The 22,590-nt window shown below is 42.8% G+C and carries 23 protein-coding genes; 13 read left to right on the forward strand and 10 right to left on the reverse strand.

Annotated features, from left to right (window positions below; all coding sequences use genetic code 11):
- Positions 1 to 9: 9 nt before the first annotated feature.
- The 5 genes from IDJ76_RS02125 to IDJ76_RS02145 all read left to right on the forward strand — a co-directional run bounded on the left by IDJ76_RS02125 (position 10) and on the right by IDJ76_RS02145 (position 4,410).
- A complete protein-coding gene (locus IDJ76_RS02125) occupies positions 10 to 1,356 on the forward strand; it encodes a RagB/SusD family nutrient uptake outer membrane protein (RefSeq protein WP_191160253.1) in 1,347 nt (448 codons plus the stop codon).
- A 100-nt stretch (positions 1,357 to 1,456) separates the two neighbouring features.
- A complete protein-coding gene (locus IDJ76_RS02130; protein ID WP_191160255.1) occupies positions 1,457 to 2,134 on the forward strand; it encodes a hypothetical protein in 678 nt (225 codons plus the stop codon).
- Between the two features lie 93 nt (positions 2,135 to 2,227).
- Complete coding sequence (locus IDJ76_RS02135; protein ID WP_191160257.1) at positions 2,228 to 2,911, forward strand: hypothetical protein; 684 nt, start codon at positions 2,228 to 2,230, stop codon at positions 2,909 to 2,911.
- A gap of 53 nt (positions 2,912 to 2,964) precedes the next feature.
- Positions 2,965 to 3,558: a Crp/Fnr family transcriptional regulator gene (locus IDJ76_RS02140; protein ID WP_191160259.1), complete on the forward strand. Its 594-nt coding sequence runs from the start codon at positions 2,965 to 2,967 to the stop codon at positions 3,556 to 3,558.
- 66 nt (positions 3,559 to 3,624) lie between these two features.
- Positions 3,625 to 4,410: a sterol desaturase family protein gene (locus IDJ76_RS02145; RefSeq protein ID WP_191160261.1), complete on the forward strand. Its 786-nt coding sequence runs from the start codon at positions 3,625 to 3,627 to the stop codon at positions 4,408 to 4,410.
- A gap of 4 nt (positions 4,411 to 4,414) precedes the next feature.
- Here IDJ76_RS02145 and bioD read toward each other — a convergent pair whose 3' ends face one another.
- From bioD to IDJ76_RS02170, 5 genes are all read right to left on the reverse strand, one after another.
- Positions 4,415 to 5,029, reverse strand: coding sequence for a dethiobiotin synthase (gene bioD / locus IDJ76_RS02150; protein WP_191160263.1), 615 nt, complete (start codon positions 5,027 to 5,029; stop codon positions 4,415 to 4,417).
- Positions 5,019 to 6,149: an aminotransferase class I/II-fold pyridoxal phosphate-dependent enzyme gene (locus IDJ76_RS02155; RefSeq protein WP_191160265.1), complete on the reverse strand. Its 1,131-nt coding sequence runs from the start codon at positions 6,147 to 6,149 to the stop codon at positions 5,019 to 5,021. The genes bioD and IDJ76_RS02155 overlap by 11 nt, the downstream gene beginning before the upstream one ends.
- Positions 6,150 to 6,222: 73 nt before the next feature.
- On the reverse strand, positions 6,223 to 6,576 hold the full coding sequence (locus IDJ76_RS02160; RefSeq protein WP_191160267.1) for a hypothetical protein: 354 nt from the start codon (positions 6,574 to 6,576) through the stop codon (positions 6,223 to 6,225).
- Between the two features lie 104 nt (positions 6,577 to 6,680).
- On the reverse strand, positions 6,681 to 7,046 hold the full coding sequence (locus IDJ76_RS02165) for a Spy/CpxP family protein refolding chaperone (protein ID WP_191160269.1): 366 nt from the start codon (positions 7,044 to 7,046) through the stop codon (positions 6,681 to 6,683).
- A gap of 72 nt (positions 7,047 to 7,118) precedes the next feature.
- Positions 7,119 to 7,892 carry an XRE family transcriptional regulator gene (locus IDJ76_RS02170; protein WP_191160271.1) on the reverse strand — a complete coding sequence of 258 codons (774 nt, stop codon included), beginning with the start codon at positions 7,890 to 7,892 and terminating at the stop codon, positions 7,119 to 7,121.
- Positions 7,893 to 7,977: 85 nt separating this feature from the next.
- On the opposite strand from IDJ76_RS02170, the gene IDJ76_RS02175 reads away from it, so the two are divergent.
- The gene (locus IDJ76_RS02175) at positions 7,978 to 8,340 is read left to right on the forward strand and encodes a GIY-YIG nuclease family protein (RefSeq protein WP_191160273.1); all 363 of its coding nucleotides are present in this window, start codon (positions 7,978 to 7,980) and stop codon (positions 8,338 to 8,340) included.
- On the opposite strand, the gene msrB is transcribed toward IDJ76_RS02175, so the two are convergent.
- Entirely contained in the window at positions 8,330 to 8,818 is a 489-nt protein-coding gene (gene msrB, locus IDJ76_RS02180) for a peptide-methionine (R)-S-oxide reductase MsrB (RefSeq protein WP_224746155.1), read from the reverse strand. The genes IDJ76_RS02175 and msrB overlap by 11 nt on opposite strands.
- A gap of 121 nt (positions 8,819 to 8,939) precedes the next feature.
- Here msrB and IDJ76_RS02185 point away from each other — a divergent pair, with 121 nt between their 5' ends.
- On the forward strand, positions 8,940 to 9,389 hold the full coding sequence (locus IDJ76_RS02185; protein ID WP_191160275.1) for a hypothetical protein: 450 nt from the start codon (positions 8,940 to 8,942) through the stop codon (positions 9,387 to 9,389).
- Between the two features lie 307 nt (positions 9,390 to 9,696).
- On the opposite strand, the gene IDJ76_RS02190 is transcribed toward IDJ76_RS02185, so the two are convergent.
- Both IDJ76_RS02190 and IDJ76_RS02195 read right to left on the reverse strand, forming a co-directional pair.
- Positions 9,697 to 12,870, reverse strand: coding sequence for a PD40 domain-containing protein (locus tag IDJ76_RS02190; RefSeq protein WP_191160277.1), 3,174 nt, complete (start codon positions 12,868 to 12,870; stop codon positions 9,697 to 9,699).
- Between the two features lie 64 nt (positions 12,871 to 12,934).
- The gene (locus tag IDJ76_RS02195) at positions 12,935 to 15,271 is read right to left on the reverse strand and encodes a penicillin-binding protein 1A (protein WP_191160279.1); all 2,337 of its coding nucleotides are present in this window, start codon (positions 15,269 to 15,271) and stop codon (positions 12,935 to 12,937) included.
- A 179-nt stretch (positions 15,272 to 15,450) separates the two neighbouring features.
- Between IDJ76_RS02195 and IDJ76_RS02200 the strand changes: the two genes are divergently transcribed.
- The 6 genes from IDJ76_RS02200 to IDJ76_RS02225 all read left to right on the forward strand — a co-directional run bounded on the left by IDJ76_RS02200 (position 15,451) and on the right by IDJ76_RS02225 (position 19,618).
- Positions 15,451 to 15,957, forward strand: coding sequence for a GbsR/MarR family transcriptional regulator (locus IDJ76_RS02200; RefSeq protein ID WP_191160281.1), 507 nt, complete (start codon positions 15,451 to 15,453; stop codon positions 15,955 to 15,957).
- A 73-nt stretch (positions 15,958 to 16,030) separates the two neighbouring features.
- Positions 16,031 to 16,417 (forward strand): hypothetical protein, encoded by a 387-nt coding sequence (locus IDJ76_RS02205; protein ID WP_191160283.1) that lies wholly within the window; start codon positions 16,031 to 16,033, stop codon positions 16,415 to 16,417.
- A 12-nt stretch (positions 16,418 to 16,429) separates the two neighbouring features.
- Positions 16,430 to 17,245 (forward strand): DCC1-like thiol-disulfide oxidoreductase family protein, encoded by an 816-nt coding sequence (locus IDJ76_RS02210; protein WP_191160285.1) that lies wholly within the window; start codon positions 16,430 to 16,432, stop codon positions 17,243 to 17,245.
- A gap of 8 nt (positions 17,246 to 17,253) precedes the next feature.
- Positions 17,254 to 18,180 (forward strand): TIGR01777 family oxidoreductase, encoded by a 927-nt coding sequence (locus IDJ76_RS02215; protein ID WP_191160287.1) that lies wholly within the window; start codon positions 17,254 to 17,256, stop codon positions 18,178 to 18,180.
- Positions 18,181 to 18,206: 26 nt separating this feature from the next.
- Positions 18,207 to 19,169, forward strand: a complete 963-nt coding sequence (locus IDJ76_RS02220; protein WP_224746156.1) for an SRPBCC family protein — start codon at positions 18,207 to 18,209, stop codon at positions 19,167 to 19,169.
- Positions 19,160 to 19,618 (forward strand): SRPBCC family protein, encoded by a 459-nt coding sequence (locus tag IDJ76_RS02225; protein WP_191160289.1) that lies wholly within the window; start codon positions 19,160 to 19,162, stop codon positions 19,616 to 19,618. Before IDJ76_RS02220 ends, IDJ76_RS02225 begins: the two co-directional genes overlap by 10 nt.
- Here the strand turns inward: IDJ76_RS02225 and IDJ76_RS02230 are convergent.
- On the reverse strand, positions 19,611 to 20,438 hold the full coding sequence (locus IDJ76_RS02230; protein WP_191160291.1) for an MOSC domain-containing protein: 828 nt from the start codon (positions 20,436 to 20,438) through the stop codon (positions 19,611 to 19,613). The genes IDJ76_RS02225 and IDJ76_RS02230 overlap by 8 nt on opposite strands.
- Positions 20,439 to 20,520: 82 nt before the next feature.
- A complete protein-coding gene (locus IDJ76_RS02235; protein WP_191160293.1) occupies positions 20,521 to 22,548 on the reverse strand; it encodes a tetratricopeptide repeat protein in 2,028 nt (675 codons plus the stop codon).
- Between the last annotated feature and the right edge of the window lie 42 nt (positions 22,549 to 22,590).

Consider the following 22,590-nt stretch of genomic DNA (forward strand, 5'->3'; position numbering starts at 1 on the left):
TAAATGAATATGAAAAAGAAATTTCTATATATTATTTTACCTGCATTATTAGTTTCCACTGCATGCAGAAAGGAACTGAATCAGCAACCTCAGGCATCGCTTGATGCAAGCGTAGGTTATACAACAAAAGCGGGAGTGGAAGCCGGTGTAATTGGTATTTACGATGGTGTACAGTCTACAGGTTATATGAGTTTAAACTATCTGATATTTCCGGACATGTATGCTGATAATATCCAGGAGGTAGGTACTTTCCCAACTTTTGCACAGGTTTTTAACAAAACAATTTTGCCAGACAACGTCGATATCGCAACTATCTGGAACGGCATATACGTAGTAATCAACCGGGCAAATAACATTATCGCAGCAGCACCAAACATTAGTGATGCCACGTTTGATAAAAATCGTGCTATTGGCGAGAGTGAAACGATAAGGGCAATGGCTTATTTTGATCTGTTGAGAATGTTTGGCGGCAGCCCAACCGGTTTTAACCAAACAGGTGGTTTAGGCGTTCCTTTGCGTTTAAAACCCACGCTTTCTCCAGGAGATGCAGCACCAACTGCGCGGGCTACCGAAGCAGAAGTATTTGCACAGATCATAACCGATTTAGATGACGCCATTACTAAATTGCCGGCTACTGTAGGTGTAGGCAGGGTTAATTTATCGGTTGCTAACGCGCTTAGGGCACGTGTACAATTATATCGTGGGCAATATGCACAGGCAGAGGCAAATGCCACTTCGGTCATTACAAGTGGCAAATATACCCTGGTATCAGGTGCAAATTATGGTACCATCTACACAGCTAAGAACTCTACCGAGTCAATTTGGGAGCTACAGTACAACGCTACAGATGCTAATAGCATTGCGTTTTATTACTACCCGGCCGCTAACGGCGGACGTAACGAAGTAAGTTCTACGGCATCATTACGTGACGCTTTCGAAGCAGGCGACGTTAGGAAACCTATTAACTTTTCAACAGCACCGGCTAATAAGCAGCTTAAGTATTCTGTGGTTAGCCCCGGTACAGATGCCGTGATGATGTTCCGCCTGCCGGAAATGTATCTGATAAGGGCCGAAGCAAGGGCACAACAAAATAATTTAACCGGTGCTATAGCCGATTTAAATGTTGTTAGGAACCGTGCCGGCCTGGCAAATACTACCGCTTTAACCCAGGCAGATATTCTTACTGCCGTTTTAAAGGAAAAACGAGTGGAACTTGCTCATGAAGGCCAGCGCTTTTTTGACTTGCGCCGCGTTAACCAAACCGGGATTAATCAAACATTCAGGAATTTATTCCCGGTACCACAATCCGAGATCTTAAACTCTCAGGGAGTAGTTACACAAAACCCGGGTTATTAAACCATACTATTTTGCAGAAAAAAAAACAGGGCCCTTTATAGGGCCTTTGTTGTTTTAACTAATATGGTTACATTTAGATCAGTAAAATTGGAGACTAAAAATGAAAATCAATAACGCTAAACTTCTTTTCCCCACTATAATCATCACGCTTTTAGGCATTGGTGCGCAAGCCCAAACGGCAGAGAATGTGACGGGTTATCCTGTTTTAACAAAAAGTTATATTGATGTTGAAGGCTCGCCCTATCTGGCAAAGGATTACAACAAAGGGACTGTAAAAGTGGCCAATGGTAACACCTACAAAGATGTTTTGATAAAATATAACCAGGTTGATGATGTGCTGTACTTTCCCGGAAAAGACGATGAGGTATTATCTTTTGCAGACCCGGTAACGGAGTTTACAATAAACTATCTAAAAGGGGGCAACAGTATTGCAGGGCATTACAGGAATGGTTACCCGGCAATTGATAAGAATACGGTAAAATCGTATTACGAGGTATTGACTGACGGAACCGCTCAGTTGCTTAAACGTACATCTAAATATATTGTAAAAAACAAACTCTATAATTCGGCCACAGAAACCCAAACCGTTAACGAAGAAAACGGATTCTACATTTTTGCCGGCGGCAAAATGACGTTGATCAAAAAAGACAAAAAGTTTGTTTTGCCGGCTTTAGGTAATAAACAAAATGAGCTTGAAGGTTATTTGAAAGCAGAAGGTTTAAACCTGAAAAACGATAAAGACCTGGTAAAGTTGGTTGTTTATTATAATTCGCTGTAAGGTTTTCAATGCTGGATTGAGCAAGAAGCCAGTCGATTAACAGTTTATTTCATAATTTAATCTACTGGTTTATACCACCTAAATTCTTTGTTAATGAAATACCTAAAGTCTGTCTCTGTTTGCATCTGCCTGTTAAGTTGCATGCTTAGCGCGAAAGCACAGGAGTTTATGCATTACACCGATTCGAGGCCGGTATTGGTGATAGATAATACGGATATAGGTGGCACACCTTACCTGTATAACGACTGGCAGCCGGGCTATTTTACTTTAACTAACGGTTTTACAAGTAAAGAACCATTGATGCTGAAGTTTAACATGGTAAAGGATATGTTATCATACAAAGATCCCAAAACGGGTGTCGAGATGGAATTCGTACAGCCTGTTCAGGAATTTACGCTAAAAGTTTCACAAGGCGATGGTGCGTTTATGAGGCGCTTTAAAACCGGGTATATCAATATAGAGGATAGCACACCAGCATCTTTTTTTGAATTAATAAGCGATGGTAAAGTTCAGTTGATCAAAAGAACAAAAAAAGAATTGTTAGAAACCTTTGTTATCGGCGCCCCAACAAAAGAAAGAAAGTTTATAGAAAAATTCAACAGGTATTACCTGGTAATTGATGGAAAGCCCATCCCTATTAAAAAAGATAAAAAGTCAATATTGACCGCCCTTAATAGCAAACAAACACAGTTAGATAGCTATATCAAGGTAAATAGCCTCAACTTAAAAACCGATGCCGACTTAAGCAAACTGATTGATTATTTTAATACGTTATAAGCATTTGCGATTTATCTATCAGGATCAGGTTACTGTTTTAAAAGCCCACTTTAATGCTCAATCAGGAAGATATCGGTTTTTACCTATCCGTTTTTAAGGAACTGGATCTGAAAGATATCTACAGGCTGTTTTACCTCGCTAAAACGCGCGGTATAGCAGCAGGCGAAATATTTATTGACGAAGGCGATGTTTACAACAAACTGGCCTATATTAAAAAAGGCTTAATCAGGGCGTACTATCTTAAACCCAACGGCGACGAGATGACCGTGCTGTTACGGTGGGAAAATCAGTTTATCGCATCGCACGATAAAATTATCTATCAACAACCCTCACGTTTTATTTATCATGCGCTGGAAGACACCGTATTGATGGAAATTGATTACGACAAAGCTCAACCCATTTTAGATAGCAGCCCCAAATTATCGGCCACCCGCCATGATTTTTTATTACGTATGCTGGCCGAATCGATGGACAGGGTAGAATCTTTTATACTACTATCGCCCGAAGAACGCTACCTGCAACTGGTGCATGAAAAGCCCGATATTGTAAATCGAGTGCCCAATAAATATCTTGCTACACTGCTGGGTATCACACCTGTATCCTTAAGCCGGATCCGTAAAAGAATTGCTTCTCCGCGTAAGCATTAATTATCTTTTGTTAATTTTTAGAAGGGTTGGTTGCATCTACATTTGTTATAGTCAAAAGATAAAACTATGGAAAAGATATTGCACATCATCGTTACTATATTCAGCATTACCGCCGTCAGGTATTTTATTATAGCAGGAGTGCCGTTTTTTTTATTTTACAAAGTGTTAACCAACTGGTACAGCAAGGCCAAGATTCAAAACCGCGCTGCTGATCTAAAAGATTTTAAGCGCGAGATTTTACAATCTATGCAAACCTCTGTGGTGTTTGCCATTATTGGCTATGTTGTCTTATATACGCCGCTTAAAAACTACACGCAGCTTTATACTTCACTAAATGATTTCCCTTTGTGGTATCTGCCGGTTAGCTTGATTTTAAGCCTGGTGATACATGACACTTATTTTTACTGGATGCACCGTTTATTGCATCATAAAAGACTGTTCAAATTAACACACCTGGTACATCATCAATCTACTAACCCATCGCCCTGGGCATCGTATTCATTTCATTTTTTAGAGGCCTGGACAGAGGGTGCGGTACTTTTGGTTATCGTGATGGTGATGCCCATTCATCCACTTACGGTGGCTTGGTTTACAATTACCGGTTTTATTATTAATGTTTATGGACACCTCGGCTATGAGATTGCCCCTAAATGGTTTCGCAAATCTTTTTTGTTCCAGATCTCTAATACATCCGTTCATCATAACCTACACCACAGCAAGTTTAAAGGAAACTATGGTTTATATTTTAGGTTTTGGGACAGGGTGATGGGTACCGAGCACCCCGATTATGTAAAAGATTATGACCGCATTCAGCAAAATCGTTTTGGCAGTGAGCCGGTTGTTGCTGACTGAGTTACTAAAGCGTTACCAGGTCGCCGGCTTCGGCAATTGCGTCACCGCTTATGTTTTCGAATGTTGGGATGTTCCCCAAGAGCTTGATCCCGGTATATTTCAAAATATAATCTTCAGTAGAGGGGTTGGCATCGCCATTAAAAATGATACCCTTTACCGGTATTTGCCGCTGTTTTAGTGCTTCTATCGATAGCAGGGTATGGTTAATGCTCCCCAGGTAATTTTGTGACACCAGCACCACATCGGCACCTAAACGGGTTATAAGGTCTATCATCAGGCAATGATCATTAAGGGGTACCATCAGGCCACCTGCTCCCTCTATAAGCAGTTGGTTATTGGCTTGGGGCAGGTTTATCGTATTTTCGTTTATAGCGATACCATCTAATGCGGCTGCCTTGTGGGGCGAATAGGGTTGGGTTAAGCGGTAAGTTTCGGGATGAAATATCGAAGTGGAATTGCTTACCAGTTCGCGCACTCTCATGGTGTCGGAGTTATCCAACTCGCCCGCCTGTATGGGTTTCCAGTAATCTGCTTTAAGTTTTTCTACCAATATTGCCGATACGAGAGTTTTGCCGATACCGGTGCCGATGCCGGTTACAAACAAGGGTTTATTTTGCATGGCCAAAGGTATTAATTACATAAGTGAGCTTTTCTATATGCTCGTAAGTATTATAAGCATGCAGGCAGATCCTGATCCTTTCTGCCCCCTTCGCCACGGTTGGGCTTAGTATGGCGCGTACGTCTAAGCCCTGCTGTTGCAGGCTTGCCGACAGCTCCCTTGCTTTATCATTACTATTTAACAGGATACATTGAATGGCGCTGTCGCTGGCGATCAATGGCTGATTTTGGTTGACATCCAGACCCTGTTTAAAAAGGTTGATATTAAATTTTAACGCAGCAATACTTTCTTTAGATTCGGATAATAAACCGTAGGCCATTTTAACGGCCGCTAACTGGTGTAAAGGTGCTGCCGTGGTGTAAATAAACGACCGGGCAAAGTTGATAAGGTATTCCCTCAGCTTGTTACTGCCTAATACGATTGCCCCATGGCAGCCTAATGCTTTGCCAAAAGTTACAATGCGGGCAAATATTTTATCGGCTAACCCCATGGTTGCTACCAGCCCGGCAGGATATAAGCCAACGGCGTGCGCCTCGTCCACTATTAAATGTGCACCGTATTGTTCCGTCAATTTTAATAACGCAGTAATCGGTGGGCTGTCGCCATCCATGGAGTAGACACTTTCAATCACCACATAGCAAATACCTTTAGCCTGCTTTAATTTGGCTTCTAAGCTATCCGGATCGTTATGCCTGAATGTGTATCGGTTGGCGTGACTTAACCGCGCACCGTCAATAATAGAGGCATGTATCAGCTCGTCATGAATAATAGTGTCGCCCTTTTGCGGGATAGAAGAGAATAAACCCACGTTGGCATCATACCCCGAATTAAATAGCAACCCCGCCTCACTTTGATGGAAGGCCGCTATTTGCTGTTCCAATTCTTCGGTGTAGTTTAAATTGCCGGATATCAGCCTGGAGCCTGTAGAACCATTTAGGGGTAGGGGGCAATCCAGTATTTCTACCGCGACTTTTGCTGCAAGCTTAGCCGACCGTGCGAAACCCAGGTAATCGTTAGAACAAAAATCTATCAATCCGGCCCCGGCCTTTAACGTGCGGTAATTTCCCGCCGTTCTTCGGTCGTCCAGTTTGCTTTTTATAAAGTTGTCGGCGGTGTTCAATAGCGTTAAAATTTGGGTAAAAATAACAAAAGCGGCTATAAGCCGCTTTTGTTAACTGAAATTATGTCAAATATTATTGAGCCCAGCCCCAGCCATTTTTATTCTGTGCGATTTTAGACTTCATCACCTTATCGTACGACGCAGCCTGTGCGGGTGTTAAAACTGCTTTGATCTTAGCATCGGTAGATTTGCGTAAAACAGGTACTGATTTTTCGAATGCCAGGCTGTTACCTTTTGTAGCGGTTTTTAAGCTGTCTAACTTTTTAGACGCGCCTGTAAAGATAGCTTCCACCTTGGCGGTTTGTGCATTAGTTAGTTTCAGGTCTTTTTGCAATTCTTTTGATTTAGCCCCTGGGCTTAAAGTTTGCGCAATGCTTGCCGCGGTGATGCCCGTCAGGAATAGGCATATCAACATTAGTTTTTTCATTTGATAAATTTTTGTAAAGAATAGGAGTTAATTAGCCAAATGTAACAAATATGTAGCTAACAAAAAAAGCGGCTTTCGGCCGCTTTTCTATTTTTTAACAAAAATTATTTGTTTGGAGGAGGGGTGCCGCCGCCACCGCCGCCGTTTTGCATACGGGCGCGCATTTCATCCTGCATTTTTTGGTAGGCTTTCTTCTGGTCGTCAGTTAAAATAGCCATAACCTTATCGTTAGTGGTTTTTCTTAACGGAGCCATTGCCTCGCGGCCTGCACCTGCAGTACGCAGGCTATCCATTGATTTGGTTTGCGCATCATAAACAGCGGTAACCTTGGCAACCTGGTCGTCGGTAAGCTTTAAAGAAGCTTGCATACCTTTAACCCTGTCGGCTGTGCTCATTCTCATACCGCCTTGTGCGCGGCTTACTGCTGTGATCCCTACAAGGAACATGCAGATCAACATAATTTTTTTCATTTCTATTTTATTTAGTTTTTATTGTTGTTATGATAAAGATAGGGAGCAATAGTTTAATAAACCGCGTGTAACTTAATTGTTGCCTTGCAAATTCGCTATAGAACGCTGCATTTGGGCCATCATGCTGGTCAGGCTTTCCATAGTAGGCTCGGGCGTTGGCATTGGCATGTGGGTAGAAATATAGGCCTTAGCCTTCCAGATTTCCAATACGTCTTCGCCGTTAATGTCATACGGCTCATAAACAGGGTTGTCAGATACCAACTTCAATTTCTTATTCTCTTTAAATTTATTGCCAGCACGTTTGTATACGATGCCGTCACTTTTAGAAATGATCACATAGGTTTCGCCGGTTTTAACATCACCCCAGTTTTCCTGGTATTCGCCTACTATTATAGTACCCGAAATTAAAGGGAGCATCGAATCACCTTTAATCTCGAACGCGCGGTAGGTGCCCTGCTTAAACATGGGCAAATACAGTTTGGGTAATTGTACTACATATTCCGGGTCGGCATAGCCGTTTAAATAACCTGCGCTGGCTTTCAGGGGTACTAACTCAATATTCTCGTTATCTTCCTTATCGGTGGTAATGCTTAATACCCTGAGGTTTGCAGGGTTGCCCTTTGGCTTGGGCGCCCATTTCTCGTCGATGGTTTCATTGATAAAATCATCAATTGATACGTCAAAAAACAATGCTAAATTTTTTAGTAGTTCATACTTTGGTTCGGCGCGTTCTTCTTCGTAAGCGCCTACTAAAGAGCGTTTTATGCCTACCTGATCTGCAAATTGCTGTTGGGTTAATCCCTTCTTTTTTCTAAGGAATTTAATATTTGATGAAATTTTTGCCATAAAAATTTGGAATTGCTAAAATAGTTAGTATTTTTATGCTCATAAAATTAGTAATTATTTTTTAACCGCCAAATTTTTTTATCAAATGAAGAGGTTCGTTTATATCATCACAGACAGAAACAGGAAAAATTTACACGTAGGCATGTGCACAGACCTATTGAAAACCATTAAGTTTTATGGCGATATGCCGACTTTGTTTTTCGATAGCTCGCAACAGCTAAACAGGTTAGTATATTTTGAAGAGATCAATACCGAGGAGCAGGCTATGGCCCGTTTTCAGCAGGTGAGTACTTACACCCGCATGCAAAAAGAAAAAATGATCCGCCCGGTAAACCCGGATTGGATAGACCTTACTGCCGGCCTTAACTTTGAGAGCGGGATAAGAGTAAGGCCAACCAATTACGGCCGGCCTTCTATCCCTTCAGCACGCAGGGCTGTTACTTTTTAACAAATTTTAACGCACCGCTGTTCATGCAGTAACGTTTGCCGCCCCTGTCTGCCGGGCCGTCATCAAACACATGGCCTAAGTGCAAGCCCGTGCTTTTTTCGATCACTTCGTCACGGCTCATGCCGTAGCTGTTATCGTGTACTACTTCTATTTTCCCGGCATCAACCGCTTTAACAAAGCTTGGCCAGCCGGTGCCGCTTTCAAATTTGTCGGCCGAACTGAATAACACATCGCCGGTGGCGGCGCTTACGTAAACACCCTTTTCGTGGTTATCGTAATAGGCGTTCTTGTAGGGCGGTTCGGTACCGCGGTTTACCATTATCTCGTATTCGTTAGGCGTAAGCTTCTTTTTCCACTCCGCAGCAGGCTTAGCCATTGGCCTTTTAACATCTGCTTTTTTTGATTGTCCGTTTGTATTGTCACAGCCGAAAGCAGCTAAAACGCTGACGATCATGATGGCTAAAATTGATTTTTTCATAATACCTAAAATTACGAAAAACTATGCCAGAAAGATTGTCATGGCAGGGTAGGGTTTAGAGGTTTGTTAAGCTGAAAGCTTAACCGGAAAATGGTGATATTGTGCCATTAAACTTATAACTGTGAAATACTCACTATTATTTCTGTTCTTGCTATTCGGTTGTCACTCAGATAAGGTTGACAATCAATTAAAACCATTTGTTGCAAGTACAATTAGCGACTATCCGAACGGTGGCATTATTAACTTCAGCAATTTTGAAAAAGTTAAATGGAACAAATTGTATATCCTTGGACCTTATGCTAATCCATCCTTCTTTGACAAAACACTAACAAATTATCGCAGTGAAATAGCACATACTGGAATAGAATACAGTGAAGACATTTCTCTTGTATTGCTATTTCAAGATGAAGAATTAACAAGCTTAAATGTGATTCCAAGAAAACAAGGTGATTTTAGCGAAGCTTATAAAATAGGCGTAGATAAGAAATTTACTTATTATAAAAAGAGTGAAGCGTTATTTGATTTTATAAAGCCGGTAAAAGGTTTTACAAAATTCAAAACCAAAAAATAATGTTCAATACAACCGCCTTAAATAATTCCAATTAGAAAGGCGGTTGTATTTCTGAAAAATAAATTCTTCACAGAAATCCTTTGTTGGCGCATGCGTTCTGCGTGTGTAATAACGATTACAAAAACTCAAATCCGAGAAGTTCTTTACCATTTGAATTATCAACAGTGGCAGTGTAAACCCACTATTTTTACAATTATTTGATTTTCAATAAAATAAGGTGTTTGAAAAGCGAATTATGTAAACTTTTGTAAACCCAAATATGGTTTTTATCTTGTCCCCTGGTTCAAAAACTCTTTCATCTAATAAACTACCATCCCGGCGCAAACGTTAACCCAAAAACAGGCTTCTTAACATCGGTACGGTTAAATGGTACGGCATAATAAGGCTCCAGTACAAAGTAACCGAAGAAGTTAACCCTAAGCGATATGCCTGCGCTTAAAGCTGGTACCCGTTGGTTGGTGTTGTAGGTTACAGCGCCGGTAGCAGGGTCTTTGCCTGTCACATCCGGCCCTTGCTGAAACTTGATCTGGTTGCCCTTGTTCCAGGCTAAACCCGCATCAAAAAAGAAGTTCAGATCGCTAAACAGGAACTTCGATTTGATCACCGCCAGTTTCTCCGGTCCGGTAAACGGCAGGCGTATCTCAAAATTAGCCACCGCTATCCGGCTGCCCGAAAGCTGGTCGATAGTGAAGCCGTTAGTGGTGAGGTTGTTTGAATTGTAAAAGGTTTGCGCTTCATACCCGCGGATCAGGAAAGGGTAGCCCACATACAGCGGGTAGAGGTTGGTGGCGTTGTCGCCAAAGCGGCCGTAACCGTAAAGCCTTGCTGCAAAGGTAACCGGCGCGGCACGTACGTACTTGCGCAGATCGATTGTAGGCGAGAAGAAGTTATACGTCCCCACATTGTAGGTAGCATCCAGGCGGTAGCGGTATCCGTTAAGTGGCGCTGCAATACCAAAGTAAGAGTTGTCGCCCACCAGCGCGGCATTCACGTTATAGATCTCGAAAGGTTTAAGGTCAAACCCGGTTTCGCTCTGAAACTGCTCGCGGCTTATTTTATGCTTTTTAAAATCTATCGCATTGCCTATCAGTAATTGGTTGGCACCATTGACCGTGGTGTTAGTATACGGGTAATATGTGCTGTATCGGTCTACCCGGTAAGAGTAACGGGCAGCACCGGTACCAATCTCGGCACGGGTTGAGCGGGAGATAGGGTACGATGCAAACGCTTTCACCGCATCTTCAAACGTGCGGATAATGTCGGTACGTTCTTCATAAACGGGGGTAGGCTTGCCGTTTACGTCTATCGTAGTAAAGCTGGAGCCAAACGTTCCCGATTGATAAGGGATGTGCGAGATGCCCAAACCGAAATTCCAGCGGCCTTGTTGGTTAATGTATACCACCTGCGCGCCAAAATCATAGATCTCGCCGTTTACTACCGCACCTGCGTAGATTTGGTTACGGCCTAAAATATCACTGAAAACCCCCTGGATCCCGCTGGACAATCCCGTACCGTAAGTCCCTACCGAAGCACCCACGCCGTTGCTGGCCAGGTAGTCCAGTTTAAACTTAGGTTTATAAGCAATCGACCGGATGGAGTCCACAGGGATGCGCGGATAGGCCAGGTAGTTATTCAGGTTACTATTGATCAAATCGACCCCAACGGCGCGCGGCGGAGGGAGCATCGCCGCTTCAAAATTAGTAGTGCCACCATCAACGGTTACCGGCTTAAATTCACTGGCCTTGGCATTGTAGATACTATATTTTTGCCTGCGGTAGTAAGAGTAAACAATATCGTCCTTATCTGATACACTCAATGCCGGCGAAAACTCGGTGATACCGCAAATACCAGTAAAAAGATCGGTCATTTGTTCCACTTTGCCATTGCCCGGCGTATAACGGTACAGGTTACGGAAACCATCCCTGTTGCTCAGGAAATAGATCTGCGTACCATCAGCCGAGTACATGGGGTTAAGATTATTGGCACCGTTAAAAATCTTGATATCGATTATTTTACCTGTAGCTATTTCCAGCTCTGCCAGGTTGAAGGAGATATCCTGCGCGTTGTGGGTATCGTAAGTAGCCCTGTCGCTCGAGTAGATGATCATTTTGCCATCCTTCGAAAAGCTGGGCTGGTAATCAGAATACTTATCGTTAGTTAACTGCCTTACCTTTTTAGTGTCGAAATTGTACAGGTACAGGTCGCCCTGCCCTTCGGATAGGCCCTGAACTACGACATTCTTACCATCCGGCGACCAACTTACGTTACTGAACTGTTCGGCTTTCTCCATCGAAATATCGTTCAGTACGCGGCCGTCCGGCACGGCTACAACCAGTAACCTGTTGCGGCCCTTGCTGAATACGCTAAAGGCAAACCGCTTGCCATCCGGCGACCATGCGCCCGCCGACTCTATAAAGTTAAACTCATCGATATGTGTGTTAGATACTTTGCTGGTAAGCCGCTTAATGATCCGCCCGGTTTGCGCATCGGCCAGGTAAAGGTCAATGCTGAACAGGCTTTTTGACGATAGGAACGCCAGGTACCTCCCGTCAGGACTAACAGATGGCGCCACGGTCAAATCGCCGCCTATTTTATCATCAATAACACGCTTGCCTACCGGTGTTTGGGTGGTATCCTTTAGATAGGGTTTGTAAGTTTGTTCGATAGAGTTTTTCCAAAGGCGCGACAGTGTTTTATCGTCATAACCAAATGTGCGCCTGATGCCATATTCCAGGCCAAAGCGGGCGGTATTTTTAAAGAATGGCACTATGATGCTATCACCATAAGTCGACCCCATGAACGACCAAAACGCTTCTCCATAACGGTAAGGAAAGAATTTGTTGGTTTCGGTAAGCTCTTTGATGGTAGGGATGTTGTGGTTCAAATAAGCATCGCGCATCCACATAGCGGTGTAGGCATCCTTTTTACCTATGGAAAGATACTCGGCCATACCCTCTATCATCCACAGCGGCAGGTTACCAATATTTTCAAAATTAGCGGAATCTTTACCTAATAGCGTATGGTATTGAAAGGCATGCACCAACTCGTGGCCCAATACGTGGCGGGTGGTTTGGTTTGTTTCCATAAAAGGCATCACCACCCGGTTTTTAAGCCCCTCGGTAATACCGCCAGTACCTACGCTGATCTCACCATCGATAGCTGTAGTCTGTTGAAAATCGGGGTGGTTGGCATACAGGATAATGGGGTTGGGCTTGCTGAAGGTATCGCGAAAGATCTGTTGGTGCAACGTGTACCAAAGTTCGCTCTCCTGGGCAAATCGTTTCATCACGCTATCATTTTTGATGTAGTAGTAGATCTCGAAATGCGGTGTTTTGTAAACCTTGAATTTAAGGTTTTTATACCTCACCTTATTTTGCCCGAAGTATTGCGCTTTAGCCTGCTGATTAAACAGCAACGATGCAAGGCACATCAATATAAATGGATACTTTACTAACTTTTTAAGTGGGTAACGTTTATTCATACACAGCTTTTTATACGATATGCTAATCTAATTAAAAAATGCCTGCAAAGCAGGCATTGTATTTCTATTTGTTTGGCGGTGCAGTTGGTTTAGGCTCCGGCGTTTCTTCGGTTGCGGGAGGAGGGATGGTTATTGTCCCGGCGGAGTCTGCAGGCATAGCGGTGCTGTCGGTCGATGTGGTATCCTCGCGGATCTGCGGCGACGGGCAATTGTATGTTTTGGATATTTTACTCCACGGTTTCGGGAACGGGCCATAAGTATAACCGGAGTTCGGATCGGCATAAACCTTTTCCATGAAGGTGCCGAATATCGGCAGCGCGGTATGTGATCCTTCGCCGGTTTCTGATGAGGTAAAATGTACGCTGCGGTCATCCGCACCCACCCAAATTCCCGTTACCAGGTCTTTAGTGATCCCCATATACCATCCATCCACATAATCGCTCGAGGTGCCGGTTTTGCCGCCAATCTGGTTATTCTTTTTCCATAAGCCAGGATACTCCCACAAGGCCTGTGATGTGCCGCCCGGTTCTTCCATACCCCCGCGGAACATGTAAAGCATTAACCAGGCGGTCTCTTCGCTCAACACCCGTTCGGCCTTTAAAGTAAATTCTTCAATAATATTTCCCTTTTGATCGGTTATTTTGGTTACCAGCAATGGGTCAACTTTTTCACCCTTGTTCAGGAAAGTGCTGTAGGCGCGCACCATTTCATACACTGAAACATCATTAGAGCCTAATGATACAGATGGCACCGACTTCAGCGGGCTTTCGATCCCGATCTTGTGCGCGTACTGTACAATTTTATCCCAGCCCACCTGCTCGGTCACCTGCGCGGTGATCGAGTTGACAGATTTACCCATTGCCCAGCGCAGCGACATTTCGCGGTAACTGAAATGAAAATCGGCATTGTTAGGTTGCCAAACATCATCTTTGCCATTATCCTTGTATTTAATGGTGACAGGTTTATCGGTAAATTTATCACAAGGGGTAAAGCCGTTATCTAATGCAGTAACGTAAGCAAAAGGCTTAAAAGTTGAGCCCGCCTGGCGTTTAGCCTGGTTTACGTGGTCGTAATTAAAGAATTTGTGGTCGATACCGCCGACCCAAACTTTAATTTTGCCGGTAGATGGTTCCATGGTCATCATCCCGGTATTCAGGATCTTCGTATAATATTTTATCGAATCTACGCTGGAGAAGGTGGTATCCTTGTCGCCATTCCAGGTAAATACGGTCATCTCTTTTTTCTTCTCAAAATAATTATTGATCTGCGTGGTATCGCCTTTATACTTCTTTTGGAGTAGTTTGTAGATAGGCAAACGCTGCTCGGCTTTTAATAAAAAGTCTTTGATCTCCACACCTTTCGAATCGCGCCAGGGATTTTTATTACCCCAAAGGTTGTTAAATCTTTTTTGCAGCATCTTCATTTTTTGGGCTACTGCTTCCTCGGCATATTGCTGTAACTTCGAGTCGATGGTGGTATAGATCTTCAGCCCATCCTCGTACAGGTCATAATCATTTTGCTTGCACCATTTATCCAGCCATTTTTCAACCGCGCGGCGGATATAAGAGTCGCTTTGCCCAGTGCGATCAACATAGCTGAGGTCTAAACCCAAAGGTTTCTGTACTTCGGCCGTGTAGGCGGCTTTGGTTAGGTAACCATATTTTTCCATTTGGCTTAAAGCCACATTACGTCGCTCTGTCGCTTTTTCAGGGTTGTTGATCGGATTGTAGGTAGATGTAGCCTTCAGCATACCTACAAGGGTAGCCGCTTCGGCAGGGCTAACGGCATCCGGGGTTTTATTGAAATACTTTAAAGTAGCCGTTTTAATGCCATAAGAGTTATTACCGAAGGGGACGGTATTAAAGTAAAGGGTAATGATTTGATTTTTGCTGTACAAGTGCTCTATCTTATAAGCGGTAAGCCACTCCTTGAATTTAAATACGACTGTACGGAGTAAGGGAACATGCCTGATGATACCCTGCGATTTACGCTTACGGGTACTAAATAGGTTTTTGGCCAGTTGCTGCGTAATGGTGCTGCCACCGCGGCGGCCACCTTTGGCAGTCGAGATCATACTGCTGGCGAAACCATAAAAATCGACACCGCCGTGCTTGTAAAAGCGTACATCTTCGGTTGCAACCAGTGCATTGATGAGGTTAGGAGAGATGCCCTTAAAATCGACAGGGGAGCGATTTTCTTTATAAAAACGACCGATCAGCTTACCATCAGCAGTGTAAACTTCTGACGATAAAGACATGGTAGGCGTTTTGATATCCTGCATATCCGGCGAGTAGCCAAACAGCCAAAGAAAGTTTAATTCAATGGCGCAGAAGAAGATGATAACAAAACATATAAATACGGTAAGATATCTCAGGTACCGGTTCTTTATTTCTCTGAACATTGGGTAAAGATGTAAAATTAAGTGCCTACTTCATAGCGGGCAACCCACAAAAGTTAACAACGCAATTTTACAGAGTAAATTTTAAGTTAAGAAAAAGATCAGGCTAATTATTTCAGGGGTTATAAAATAAACTTTCAATAAATTTTGAAAGTTTAAAAAGTTTATTTTATATTTGTTGCATGGAATTAGCAGAGGCAAAATTAAAGTTTATTGAAGCCTGGGGCAAGTTGGGCTCCGAGTGGGGGATAAACCGCACAATGGCCCAGGTACATGCCTTGTTACTGGTTTCGCCCGAGGCTTTAACTACTGAAGAGATCATGGAAACATTGAGTATATCGCGCGGCAATGCTAACATGACGCTTCGCGATTTGATGGGATGGGGTTTGGTGGAGAAACAGCACAAAGCCGGTGAGCGAAAAGAATACTTTTTTGCCGACAAAGATTCCTGGAACATTGCCCGCCAAGTGGCACAGGAGCGTAAAAAGCGCGAACTGGAGCCTGTGATCAAAATCTTAAACGAACTTACTGAATTGAAGGGGGATGATAAAGACCCTGCATTTAAAACCTTCAAAAAATCGGTAACTGATATCAATAAACTGGCAAAAAATGTGAACCGTACTTTAGAAACTATGCTAAAAGCTGATGAAAGCTGGTTTTTCGGATCTATTTTTAAAATATTTAAATAGTTTTTTATCTTAAACTTTCATTTTATACTGAAAATTCAATAATTTATATATTTACATTAAACAATTAAACATCATGAACTACTTTATTTTAACCTACACGTTTTACATAACTGTAAGCATTTTATTAACCATTTGGGTTGCCAGGGTTTTATTTAACAATGGGCGTATTTTTTTAGTAGATATTTTCCATGGTAATACACCTCTTGCCGATAGCGTGAATAAGCTATTGGTGGTTGGCTTTTACCTTATTAATGTTGGCTATATGAGCCTAGCCCTTAAAGAAACCGGCAGTATTGTCAGCGTTCAGGGAGTGATAGAAACGCTGAGTTATAAATTGGGCTGGATCATTTTGATATTGGGAGGGATGCACTTTTTTAACCTTATCATCTTTTTTAAACTGCGTAACAAGGCGCAACAAGCTAAAGGCGAAAAAAATCAGGCAACATTTGTTCAACAATAATATCACTTTATCATGAAAACGTTATCAAACCATATTATTTTATACGATGCAGAATGCCCGATGTGCAAAATGTATACCAACGCTTTTACACAAACGGGCATGCTGGATGTTAATGGACGCGCCAGCTATCAAAACATGCCACATGCTGTTTGCCCGATGGTTGATATGCAACGCGCGGTTAATGAGATTGCCTTGGTAAATACGGAAACCGGCCGGGTGTATTATGGCGTTGACAGCGTTTTTAAAATAATTGGTAACAGCTTTCCTGTATTTAAACCAGTGTTTAATTTTGCTCCCTTTTTATGGTTTATGCGAAAGGTTTATGCATTTATATCTTATAACCGCCGGGTAATCATCCCCGCAAGTAATTCAGAAAATAGTACTATTCAGCCGGCGTTTAAATTGAAATACCGTATAGCTTTCCTGCTGCTTACATGGTTAGCGGTCGGCGGTATATTAACGCTTTACGCCCATCACTTAACCCAATTTGTACCAATAGGCAACCCATTGCGTGAATTTTATATCTGCGGGGGGCAAGTCGTTTTTCAAGGTATCGTTATCAGTATTTACATGCCTGTGAAGCGCTGGGAGTATTTAGGTAATATGATGACGATATCATTTGCTGGTGCTTTACTATTAATGCCTGTTTTACTGCTTGCTCAATTTATTGCGCTTAATGCGATCATTTGTACTTTATGTTTTTTGGCTGTAGCGGGGCTAATGTTTTTAGAACATATCCGTCGCGCAAAACTCTTACATTTAGGCTGGTTGCTTACCGTTACATGGGTGGTTTACCGATTGCTGATTTTGGCTGTTATTTTAATTTAAGTGCTATCATGAAATACAATAAAATAATTTTGGCAGGTGGTAATGGATACCTCGGTACAGTTTTGGCCACTCATTATAAAAACCTCGCATCTCAAATAATTGTATTGAGCCGTAAACCTAAAGCTGTTGATGGTAATATTAAAACAGTTCTGTGGGATGGTAAAACCAAAGGCGAATGGGCCGCTGATTTAAACGATGCCGACTTATTAATAAATCTTTGCGGTAAAAATGTCAATTGCCGTTATACCGCTGCAAACCAACGAGAGATAATCCAATCAAGGGTGGTGCCGACAACGCTACTGGGAGAGGTGATTAAAGAATTGCCCAGTCCACCTAAGCTTTGGATAAATGTAACATCAGCAACTATTTACCGCCACGCCGAAGATCATGCTCAGGATGAACAAACAGGCGAAATTGGTCATGGCTTTTCTATAGATGTATGCAAACAATGGGAGCAGTCCTTTTTTGATGCTGACACGCCTGGCACGTGTAAAGTAGCTTTGAGGATGGGGATTGTTTTAGGCCATAGTGACGGCGTTTTCCCAAGGCTGCTTAACCTGGTTAAATTGGGTATGGGTGGCAAGCAGGGCAATGGCCAACAATATGTAGCATGGATACACGAATTAGATGCCGCGAAAATTACAGAATGGTTAGCAGATCATACAGAGATTGATGGTATCGTCAATTCAACCGCACCTGTCGCTATTAAAAACGCAGACCTGATGCAAACTATCTGTAAAGCGTATGGGATGCCATTTGGGTTACCGGCACCCAAATGGTTGTTGGAAATAGGGGCAAAGGTAATCGGTACAGAAACAGAGTTGATCTTGAAAAGCCGCTGGGTTGTGCCAAAACGCTTGCTGGATGCCGGCTACACGTTTCAGTTTAATGATGCGAAGAATGCTATTCAAGACATTTTAAGTATCCGGTTATAATTGATCACTACATAACTATTATCACAATGATATTAACCACAAAAAAACTTACTATCATAATTGGCCTGCCACTTGTACTTGCCTTTATCACACGCTTTGTTTTTGGTGTTGATAATTTATCTAGTCTTTACGCGGTAATGTCGGTTAGTTTTCTGCTGCTTGTTCCGTTCGGGGTAGGTGCTTTAACAATTTACTTATCAGATACTTCTAAAGTGAGATCGATAAGTTATCGGGTATTCATGCCTTGGGTACCCATACTTGCCTTTTTGGTACTTACTCTTTTGTTTAATATTGAAGGTGTAGCCTGTTGGATAATGATACTCCCCGTATTTTTAGCTGCAGCGACATGCGGAGGACTTGCGGCCGGGTATTTTAAATTGAGAAGAAAAGATAGCGAAAAAATCTACATTTCTTTGTTGGTTTTGCTGCCATTTGTGATTTCGCCAGCGGAGCAATTTATTGGTGTTATCCCTGGTAAGTATGAAGCTTACACTTACATCGACATTAAAGCAGGTAAGCAAAAGATCTGGAACAACGTAACCCGTGTGCGCGAAATAAAAGCTGAACAGGACAAAGGTTGGTTAACCCGTACCTTGGGGTTTCCGAGGCCGGTACGGGCCGAACTTAATTACAATGGTGTTGGTGCGTACCGTAAAGCTATATTTGAGAAAGGACTGGTTTTTCATGAGCGGGTTTTAAGTTATGAGGATAACCGCCGGATGGTGTTTTCAATCAAAGCCAATCCGTACGAAATTCCATCAACCACAATGGATAAACATGTTGTAATTGGCGGCGATTATTTTGATGTGCTTAACGGCACATATGTTCTACAGCAGCTAAATAAAGATACTTTCCGCTTACACCTGTACAGTCATTTTAAATTGACGACAACCTTTAATTTTTATGCATCATGGTGGGCGGGGTGGATCATGAAAGATATTCAGAATAATATTTTGCAGGTGGTTAAGCAACGTACGGAATGGCGCTAATTAAACTCATTACCTACATTGATGCCCCGGTTGCGTTATATTTTGATTTGTCGAGGGATATCGATCTGCACCGGCAATCGATGGCTCATACTAATGAAAGGGCAATTAACGGCGTAACATCCGGGTTAATTGGTTTATATGACCGGGTAACATGGCAAGCCAAACACTTTGGCGTAAACATGCGCATGACTGTTAGAATATCCGAGATGTATTCCCCCGATTTTTTTATAGATGAGATGGTGAAGGGGCCGTTCAAATTAATGCGGCATTTGCATCAATTTAAAAGCGAGCGAAACGGTACATTAATGACTGATGAGTTTATTTTCAAGTCGCCGTTGGGTATATTAGGCAAGCTGGCCGACAGATACTTTTTAAAAGATTATATGCAAGCGTTGCTTGTAAAGCGTAATCAATTAATTAAACAAACCGCTGAAGCCCGGGCTAACTAAAAATAAAGCGTTCTTCAGTTTGCAGGCTCTGAACTTGTATTTCGTCGCCCACGTTAAGTGTGCCTGCACCCGCACTTACTATGTTTTGCCCGAAAAGTATTTTTGCGCCTTTTCGGCGATAGCCAGCTAAAGTTTTAAGTGGTTCTTTGCCTTTAGCCATTGTATCCTGATCAATAGTGGTCATTACACAACGTGCGCAAAGTTTGACGCCGTAAATATCAATTCCGTTTATGGTGAGGTGCTTAAAGGTATCTTCGCTATATGGCTCTCCGCCGGTGAAAACGATGTTTGGCCGGAAACGATTCATGGGCAGGGCTTCCTTCAGCCTGCTGTTTAAATCATCTAATGACGCTTGCCCTATCATTAACAGGGGATATCCGTCAGAGAACGAAGTGACTGTTCCCTCTTTAGTGTATCGCAAGTCGGTAGGGCGAAGTGAATCATCAGCCATGTAAACCAAACGGCAATTGATGCCAAGTTTTAACGTGAACCAGGCATCTGCACCCTCGCTTACGTATTGCCCGGTGCAGATATCATCCCATATCACAACCGGCGTAGTTTTACGATTTAATGGAATAAACGGGAAGGTTATTGAGGACAAATCCAGGCTATAAGTGACCTTCAAACCATTAACACCTATTGCCGTTTTAAACAAAGCCATTTGGGCATTTTCGCGTTGCGACAGGAAACGGTTATTATCGTCTATCAGCATCCAGCGGCGGTCGTACTCCAGGCCGCGGTCGGTGACTGCCGAGGTTTTGAGTTCAATACCACCTAATGATTTAATTGGATAAATAAAAAGCTGACTGATCTGCAACATAGGTTTTTCTATTGCGGTGCGAAAGTAGCATCGCTATACAAATATAATAACCGTTTGTTGAAATATTCAGGTATCGGCGTAGCTAATTGCAATACTTTCTCATTGCAGCGAGTGCGTCATTAGCACCAAGTTGGGCAGCCTTGGTAAAATCTGCACAGCCGCTTTTTTTATCGCCGCGCTCTGCAAGTATAGTACCCCGGCTTAAATAAGCATTCGCATTCTGTGGGTTAAGCGTGATCGCCTTGTTCAGGTCAACAACAGCACCGTTAAGATCCTTAAGATTGATGCGCGCATTTGCCCTTGCTATATAAACCACATCATCGGTAGGGGCCAGCTTAACGGCGGTTGCAAAGTCTTTACGCATAGCTACGGTATCACCGGTAGCGCTTTCGGCAAGGCCGCGGTTGGCATAGGCTTTATAACTTTTAGGGTTGATGAGTATAACGTTAATATAATCGTAAATGGCAGCGGTGTATTCTTTTTGCTGTAATTTAAGGTCGGCACGGGCAAGGTATGCCTCGTCGTCGGCGTCATTCAGTAATATCCCTTTGTTAATATCGGTTAGTGCCTTATCATATTGCTTTAAAGCTGCATAACTGATGCCCCGGTTGGTGAACGCTACAGATGACTTTGGCGATAATTTGATAGCCATGTCATGATCTGTAAGGGCACCCGTATTATCGCCTGTTTTGCTTTTTGCAACCCCGCGTAAGCTATAAAAGTCAACCACTTTGGGGTTCACGGCAATGCCATCGGTCAATGTAGCGATGGCGTCACGGTACCTGCCGGCGGTGATGAGTAATTTCGCATAATTGACATACAATTGTGCATTTTTAGGGATAGCCTTTATTGCCTTTTGATAATCGCTAAAGCTGCCGTCAATATCGCCCAGGGTGGTTTTTATAGCCGCGCGCCGTAGATAAGCATCGGGGTTTTGCTCAAAAGCAGCGATAGAGCCTGTATATAGATCAATAGCTTCCTGATATTGCCCCTGGCCTGCTTTAATATTGCCGCTACCCAAATACGCGTAGCTGCCTTTCGGGTTATTTTTTATGGCGATAGCAAAATCAGCTAATGCGCCTACAGAATCTGTAAGGCCCAATTTTCCTTTAGCCCTTGATACGTACGCGTAACTATTTTTAGGGTTAAGCTGCAACGTAGTATCGGCATCATTGATAGCCCCACGAAAATCTTTGATGGTTACTTTCAAATCTGCCCGGTTTTGATAAGCTTCGTCATAGCGGGCTTTTAAACTAATGGCCTTGTTAAAATCGGCAAGTGCGGCTGCGCTGTTTTCTTCTGTACTTTCGGCAATAGCACGGCCCATGTACAATTCGGCCTTATTTGGCGATGTTGCTATCGCTTTACTGAAAAAGTCTATCGCGCCTTTCGCATCGCCCATATTACTTTGCGCGTTTGCCAGGTAATGATATAGTTCAGGCAGTTTAGGATTTAGTTCTGCAGCCTTTAAATAATCAGGAATGGCCGACTCGTAATCCTTGATGTTGCTTTTGGCATTGGCGCGGTAAAACCAGGCCTCGGCGTTTTTGGGATCGAGGCGAGTGGCGATACTATAATCGGCAATGGCAGCCTTGAAATTACCCAGGTTAGTTTTTGCATTAGCCCTGTAAAATATCAGTTTGGCATCAAGCGGTTTTAAACGTACGGCCAAATCATAATCAGCTATGGCGTCTTTATACAGTTCCAGGTTTCCTTTAGCTACGCCCCTGTATTCATATAACTCGGGGTTATTTGGGTCAAGGGTTAGCGCGTGGGTAAAATCATCAATTGCGCCCTCATAATCTTTACTGTTACTTTTGGCATTAGCCCTAAAATGCCATGCATCAACACTACGCGGGTTCAGTTCAATGGTTTTGGTAAAATCGGCTATAGCGGCTTCATTATCATCTAAGTTACTGTAGGCATTAGCACGGTACAAATAAGCGTTGGCGAGGCTTGGGTTTAAGGTTATTGCCCTGCTGAAATCGGCAATAGCACCCTGGTAGTTTTTTGCTTTTGCTTTAGCATTACCGCTTTGTAAAAAAGCGTCGGCACTTTGCGCGAAACAATAAAAAGGCAGCAGGAATATAATAAAGGTCAGTCGCTTCATTTAAATACGTTGTTCAAATATGTCCAATATACGCAAAACCAA

The sequence above is a fragment of the Mucilaginibacter glaciei genome, from assembly GCF_014773245.1.
Classification (GTDB): Bacteria; Bacteroidota; Bacteroidia; order Sphingobacteriales; family Sphingobacteriaceae; genus Mucilaginibacter; species Mucilaginibacter glaciei.